Here is a 7,063-nt window from a genome sequence, read left to right as displayed (position 1 = left end):
CGGCCGGCAGTTCCTTCAGAAATTCCTCAAAAGCGACTTCGGCGAGCTTGGGTGCTGGCATCATAGCGGTCGAATCCCCGCACTATCGCCGATCTATGCTTATTACTCAAGGGCTTGAGGGCTTAAGTTGGCGCCTATGGGTCAGCACCCCGTCCACTTCCGAGACGCTGGAAGTCGCGCCGTCGATGGGCAAGGTTGCGAGCAGGGTCGCCCCGGCGTACAGCTCAAAATAGGGGTCGGCGACGGGGTCGCCGGTCAGCCGCTCCAGCAGCGCTTGATGCACCACGCTGAGGGCAGTGAGGGTATAGGCCATATCAGGTCTCCAGAGTCAGTGAGGGGGTCTCGCCCAGGCGCACGGCCTGGACGCACCCGGTAAAGACGCAGTCCGCGCCATCGAACAGCCGGGCCGCGGCACGCAGGGGCGGCGGGTCCAGCCGGGTGACGGACACCCGCGCCCCGTCCAGGGCCACGGTCAGGGTCGGCGCGGCGCCATCGCTGCCACAGGCCCAGCCGGTGACGGCGAGCAGCTCCGGGGCGGCGAGTGACAGCATCGGCACGCTGTCGACTTCGAGGCGCCAGGCACTCACGCCAGCACCGCGCGAAACGGCAGGTCGACCGAGACCAAGGCGGTCCCATCGGCCATCTTGCAGCCGGGATACTCGGTCAGCGTCACCGCGTCGGTCTCGATCTGCGCCAACGCCACCGTAGCGGGCGCGGCCAGGTTCGGCACCAGGGCGATCCACTCCGCCCCTTGCGCCGCGACATGATCGAGCAGCGCCACCAGCCCGCTAACATCCCCCGCCAACAAGGGCGCGCTCTCATCCAGTGACCAGGTCCAGCGCGCCCCCTGCCCCCGGCCGCGATAGACCCCGCGCGGGTTCAGCCCCGCCCCGCGGGTCAGTTGGTACTGATGGGTGCGGGTCATCGCCGAGGGGCCGACCGTGGGCGTCCAGGGCACGCCGACCCACAGCCAGCCAATGGACGCACCGGCCGCGCCTACGTTGCTCAGGGCCAGGGACAGATAGCGCGCGGTGGTTGCCGCGGGCAGCACGTGCAGGATCGGCCCCGCCCGCTGGGTCAGGGTCGCCGTCCACTCGGTGGCCGCCGCGACCCCGCCGCGCAAGGTGATGCCGGTGCCGGTCGGCAGGGTATGCAAGGCCAGCAGCACCACCTCCAGGGGGCACACCGCGCCCAGGTCGAGGGTCAGGGTCGCGGTCGCCCCGCTCCACGCCCACGCCTGGCCCTCGCGCGGTTGGCGCACCTGGCCCGGCCCGTGCACCGCCGCCGCGGCGAAGGTCCAGGTGTCGCCGGCCACAAAGGAGGGGGCAGCGCCGGCTTGAATGGCCAGCGCCAAGCCGTTACCCAGGTTGGGCGCGGTGCCGAACAGATCGGCCGTGGTCCAAGCTCCGGCCTCGCGGCGCCAGCGCAGCGCCCCGCCTTCCAGGTCCGCCGTCCAGGTATCGCCGACCGCGAACGGGATGCCGCCCGCGGCCAGCCGCAGCCCGACCAGCCCCGCGGTGTAGTCGGTGGGGGTCGCCGCCAGCCAGGCCCAATCCGGGGTCGCGCCGCTCACCGACCCCTGCACCGCCCAGGTCAGGGTGGCATCGCCGGTCGCCCCGCCGCCGAACGGCGCCGCCGCCGCGGCCACCAGAGGCACCTGGTAGCGGTCGCCGGCGGTGTAGCCGTCCGCGCTCGCGCCGCTGACGGTGATGGTGAACTGATCGCCTTCCTTGAGGCTTCCAGGGCAGGCGACGGCCAGCCCAAAGCCGAACTCACGGGTCGCCACCACCACGCCGTTGAGGCGTTTGCAGGCGGTGTAGCCCTGTCCTGTAAAGGCCGGGAGATAGGTTTCCGCCGCGTCTACCCACCAATAGGACGCGCTCGGATCATCACGCCAGCAGCCCCCGGCCTCCGGGCTGGCGTCGTCAAAAGACGGGTAAATGCCGGCGGCGATGCGCACCGTATCGCAGGCTGCCGCGTAGCGGCGGAACCAGGCCGGGGTGTTGGCGGCAGGCGTGTGGTCATCGTCGGCCGTGGTGCGCAGGCGCACGTCCATCTCGGCCTGCGCGTCGGCCCACAGCGCATCCCAGGCGGCCAGGGCGTCGGCGTGATCGGCCACCTGCACCAAGGTGGGCAGCAGCAAATCGAGCACCGTATCCATGGCCTGGAACTCCTGCGTCGCGCCCTGCCAATGGGCCGGCACCGCCGCGGTGTTCACCACCGTACCAGCCACGCCGTCCACCCCCGCCACCAATGTCTCCACCACCGCCGACCAGGAATAACTGCCGGTGATCCATTGCGAGATGAACGGCGAGGGCATCCCCGCCAGGTTCAGGGTCACGCCACCAACCGTGACGGTCTGGTACATCCAACTGCCGCCGCTGGCGCCCGACACCGCCGACGCGCGCTGCTGCGCCGCCGCCGAGGTGCTAAAGGTCTGGGTCGAGGTTCCGGTGAAGGTGTAGGTGTGGGTGTTGCTACCGTCGTTGTACGTGATGGCGCTTTGGGCGCGTACCCGATACTGGCCGGGCGTGCCGGGGCTGCCGCCCACGGTCTCGGAGCGCGCCGGCTCCGGGGACACCCAGCGGGTGTTAGCGCGCACGAACGCGGTGCGCCAGGCGTAGACGGTGTCCAGGCGGCTGGTGACCGCCGCAGGATAGGTCATGTCATCATCCTCCCCCCCGAAGCCCAGGCAATACGGTGAGACGTGCGGCGCGACCACATCGGCGCACGAACAGGTGCCGGCCGGCCGCGCGGTGTAAACGAAGGTGACGGACCGCGGCACTGCCGCGGCCCCGAGTTGGGGAGTGACACAGAGCGCCGGCTTGGTCTCCTCCGGCGGGCGGCTGGTCAGGCGCACCGCGGCCGTGATGCCGGCATCGTCTCCCGCCGGCACCAGCGCCGCGGGGATGGTGAAGCCCAGCGGACCGGCCTGGTAGGGCACCGCGGTACGCGCCGTGGCCAAGGCCCCGCTGACTGAGCCCTGCACCGTCCAGCCGCCCGCGGCCTGGCGCTCCACGGTGATGATCTCGGTCGGGGCGCTTGGTGCGACGCTCAGTCCGTCCAGCCGCGGCACCCCATAGGCGCCCTGCAACTGCGCGCTCACCGGCAGCGCATAGGCGTCGGTGCGCAGCGGGATATCGGTCACTGCCATACCACCGGGCGCGGTATCCGCCGCCACCGTGCCGACCACGTCGATGAGGTTCGAGCGCGCCGCCCACTGGGTCAGCGCGTCATGGATGGTGATCGCGTCGATGACTTCGGTGGTGGTGCCGTCGCTGAGCGTCAGGCGATAGTCGCCGGTCACCGTCAGCACCCGCGTTCCCGCCGCCACCGCCGCGGCCGGGGGCGGGTCCAGGTGATAGACCCAAGTCCCCTCGCTCCATGCGCGCCAGTGCCGATAGACCGTCACCTGCTCGGCGAAGGCCAGCCGCGGGGCGCTGGCCGGAATCTCCTCGGCCACCGCGGGGGCGGCGCCCCAGTTCCACTGCTGGCCGTCGAAGTCGGCGGTGCCGGCGGCGATCTCGGTCAGGGTCGACCAGTCGGTGGGGGTCAGGGTGAGGCGCGGGGTCACCGTCAGGGTGAGCCCATTGCCGGCGGTACCGGTCGTTTTCGCCCGCAATAACACCCCATAAAAGGGCAGTTGAGCGGCCGTTGCGGCGGTGCCGGCGGCCACCAGTTTGAGCGTCCAGGTTTCCGGGACCGCCGCCGCATCCACCGTCAGCACGGTCAGCGTGCCGGAGCCCACCCCGGCCAGCACGGGGAGCGATGGGCGCAGCGCAGTGCCGGTCCCGCTGAGGACTTCAACGTCGACCACGGTATCCGCCGCGCCGGTATAGGGTCCGACCAGCGCGAGGTCGCCGCCGCCGGTGCGGGTTTGCGCGGTCAGACGTAGGTCGGTCGATGGCAACTGCGTGCTGGCGGACAGCACCGCGGTGCGCACCCGATTGGTGTTGTTGCCGACCAGCCGGACCGCTGTGCTCATACCCGCCCCTGTCGTTGTAAGTCCGCCCACACCGGGGCCAAGCGCGTGGCCAGGCGCTCCAGCGATGCGTTGTCATTCACGTCCAGCACGCCTTCGACGGTGACGTTGACGTTGTTGGTGGTGCCGCCATAGGAGGAGATGCCGGTCGGGGTCGGTGAGGTGGTCGCCGCGGCGGTGGTTGGTGTCGCTCCACCCCAGCCGCTGGTGGAGACGGGATGGGTCTGCGCCAACCAGGCCGCATACTGTTCCTGTAATGGCCCCAGCCCCCCGGTCTCAATCAAACCCGGGAAGACGAGGTTCAGATCCCCGATGCGGCTGCCGATTTGCCGATAGACCTCCTCGAAATCCGTTTGCACCCGGCGCACGTTTTCCTTGAGCGCATCCTGCTTGGCCCTGACCTCGTCGAGCAGCTTCTTGTATTCCGCGGCGCCCAGCGCGCCCTCGGCGAAGGCGTCTTTCAGCGCCCGGCCCAAGGCTTCAATCTCGCCGCTGGTGTTGGCCCCGCGGATCGCGGAGCGCACCTCACCGATTGACTTCACGCCCGCCGCCCCGGCCGCGGTGAAGGCTTCGCCCAGCAGCCGTTCCTGCCGGGCCAGTGCCGCGGTCACGTCCGCCTGATCGCGCTTGGCGCGGGCGGTCACGTCCAGCTTCTTAGCCTCCAGGTCGAGCATCACCGCGGCATCCCGCGTTTGCGCTACCTGCGCCTGTTCGGCCGCGGTGTAGTCGCCGGTGGCCTCGCCGGCCAGTTGCAGCAGCCGGACTTTCTCCAGCAGCGCGTTGCGTTCCTCGCGCTTGGCGTCGGCACTGGCGCGCAACACCGTAGCCTCGCGTTCGGCGATCTGGATGCTCAGGGTGCGCACGTCGCCCTCGTGCTGATAGGCGGCGGCCAGGTCGCGGCGGCGGGCCAGTTCGGCCAGTTGCACATCGGCCTGTGCGACGGCAATGGTCGCCTGGCGCTGGATCGCCTCGCGCAGCAAGTCCTGATTGGCGGCGGCATCGCGGGCGGCATCGGCGATGCGCTCGGTCATCACCGCCAGTTGCTCACGGACCGCGGCCAGCGCCTTTTCCACCGGCTGCCCGGCGGCCAGGGCGGCGGTGAGTTCGGTCTGTTGCTGCACCAGGCGGGCCTTGGCGGCCAGCAGGCCGTTCAGTTGGCTGGACTGGTCGCCGTAGGTCAGGGTAGCCAGGCGGGCGGCGGCGGCTTCCTGTTGGGCGGCTTGGACGGTGAGCTGCGCCTGGCCGATGGCCAGTTGCTTCTGCGCGACCAACGCCCGCAGTTGCTCCAATTCCTTCGGATCGGTGGCCGCCGTCTTGGCAGCGGTCGCGGTCGTCAGCGCGGCCTGGGCCGCGACGGCCTCCAACCCGGCCAGGCGCAGCCGCTCCTGAGCGCGGGCGATCTGGGCCTCCTGACTCAAGGCGGTCAGCGCCAACGCGGCCTGTTCCTGCCCGGCGGCCTGCGCCGCTGCCACGCCCAAGCGTTCGCGGGCGGTCGCCAGGTCATCCGTCGCCTGTTTGGCGTTGGCGAACACCGACAACGAGCGGCCGAAGGCGGTCGCGATCTGCGGGGCGATGGTGACCAACGCCGTGCTCTTGGCGGTCAGATCCACCACCTGCGCGGCGAGCATCTTCTGTTGCTCGGTTTCCGCCTTAGCCGCCGCCGCGGCGCCGGTCTGCGCGTCGGCCACCGCTTGCGTGGCGTCCGCCAGCTCGCGGTTGAGGACCGCCTGGGTCTTGGCGCCAGACCAGGTTTCCAAGCCCTTGGACCAACTCACGAAGGCCGCCAAGTTCTCGACCAGGCCGACTGTCATCGCAGCCAACGGCGTCATGACGGCGTCGTCCAGCGCTTCAAACGAATGCGCCAGGGCGGCGCTGAACGGACGCTCCACCGCTGGGGCCGCCTCGTTATTGAGGACATCGGCCAGTTTCCCGAACGCCGTTGCCCAGCGACCGGCACCTTCGACCAGCCCGGAATCTTGCGCCAGTTGCCCGGCCAAGCGCGACACGCTGTCACTCATGCGATCCAGCGCCGCGCTGGCAGTCGCCGCAGTGGCTACCGCGGCGCCGGCAAAGTCGACCGTGCCGATCCTGATCAGCGCCGCCTCAATGGCCTTTGCATCGTTAGCAATCGAGACGGTGTTGCCCTTGAAGCGCAGCGCGATCTGATCGCCATCGACCCCGGCCTTGATGCCGAACTCTTTCAGCCGCTCGAACTCGCCGGTCATCGCATCGGCGACCGCCTCGGCGAAGTCCAGCGTCGTCTTGCCGCTGGCCGCCGCCATGTTGGCATAGGCGGTCAGCGCCTCGCGGCCGGGGTCGAGGCCCAAGTTCTTCAGCCGGATAAAGGTCTCGGCCAGGTCGCCGACGCGCACGCCCAGGGCGCTGGCGGTGCTGGCGACCTCGCGCATCGCCTGATCGGCTTCCTGCGTCCCGCCAGTGGCGAAGGCCAGGCGCGCGCGCAAGGCTTCGGCTTGCATCCCGGCATCGAGCAGCGCCTTGCCGAGCAGGGCCAGGCTGGCGACGCTGCCGAGCCCTAGCAGCTGGCCCTTGATGTCATCGAGCGCATCACCGAGCAGGCCGCCGTCTTTGCTGGACGCTTTCGCGTCGGTGCCGACTTTGCCGACCGCTTTACCGACTTCGGCCAGTTCGCCGACGGCGACTGAGCCATCGGCGCGGATCGTCAGCTTGAGTTCGAGGTCGTTGGCCATGCCTCACACCCCCTCAATCGCCACGCGCCCGTTCCCGCCCGCGCCGCCGGCCCCCGGCGCCGGCGCCACCGGCATTCTGGAACGGGGCGGCGAGGGTGGCGGCGCCGCCCGCAGTCCCCGCCCCGCCGCCCGCGGCGCCATAGGCTCCGGTCGTGATGAGGGGCATATCGGCCGCATCGGTCAGCGCGTAGAGGCCAGCCGCGCGGCCATCGCCACCGCGGCGCGCGGTGCTGGGCACCGTAATGCCGCCGCCACCGCCGCCGCCGGACGGGGCCACCGTCTGGCCATATCCCGCCGTGGCGCCGATTTGGGCGAGCGTCCCCGCGCCGCCGGCGCCGCCGATCAAGCCCCCCGCGCCGCCGGCGCCGGCCGT

Annotated in this window: 4 protein-coding genes and 1 pseudogene; 1 reads left to right on the top strand and 4 read right to left on the bottom strand. The window is 70.7% G+C overall.

Annotation, left to right across the window (positions count from 1 at the left end):
• Nucleotides 1-106: 106 nt before the first annotated feature.
• From QZY03_RS01120 to QZY03_RS01105, 4 genes are read right to left on the bottom strand one after another with little or no spacing between them, the layout of a single operon-like run.
• Nucleotides 107-313, bottom strand: coding sequence for a hypothetical protein (locus tag QZY03_RS01120; RefSeq protein ID WP_295577349.1), 207 nt, complete (start codon nucleotides 311-313; stop codon nucleotides 107-109).
• Nucleotide 314: 1 nt separating this feature from the next.
• Nucleotides 315-587, bottom strand: coding sequence for a hypothetical protein (locus tag QZY03_RS01115; protein WP_295577347.1), 273 nt, complete (start codon nucleotides 585-587; stop codon nucleotides 315-317).
• On the bottom strand, nucleotides 584-3,985 hold the full coding sequence (locus QZY03_RS01110) for a hypothetical protein (RefSeq protein ID WP_295577345.1): 3,402 nt from the start codon (nucleotides 3,983-3,985) through the stop codon (nucleotides 584-586). The genes QZY03_RS01115 and QZY03_RS01110 overlap by 4 nt, the downstream gene beginning before the upstream one ends.
• Complete coding sequence (locus QZY03_RS01105) at nucleotides 3,982-6,690, bottom strand: hypothetical protein (protein ID WP_295577344.1); 2,709 nt, start codon at nucleotides 6,688-6,690, stop codon at nucleotides 3,982-3,984. Before QZY03_RS01105 ends, QZY03_RS01110 begins: the two co-directional genes overlap by 4 nt.
• On the opposite strand from QZY03_RS01105, the pseudogene QZY03_RS01100 reads away from it, so the two are divergent.
• Nucleotides 6,689-7,063 (top strand): annotated as a pseudogene (locus tag QZY03_RS01100) (hypothetical protein); the annotation flags it as partial. The gene QZY03_RS01105 and the pseudogene QZY03_RS01100 sit on opposite strands and share 2 nt — an antisense overlap.

The organism is uncultured Lamprocystis sp., assembly GCF_903933125.1.
Classification (GTDB): Bacteria; Pseudomonadota; Gammaproteobacteria; order Chromatiales; family Chromatiaceae; genus Thiodictyon.
The sequence above is the reverse complement of the archived record's forward strand: the minus strand, read 5'-3'. Positions and strand labels throughout refer to the sequence as shown.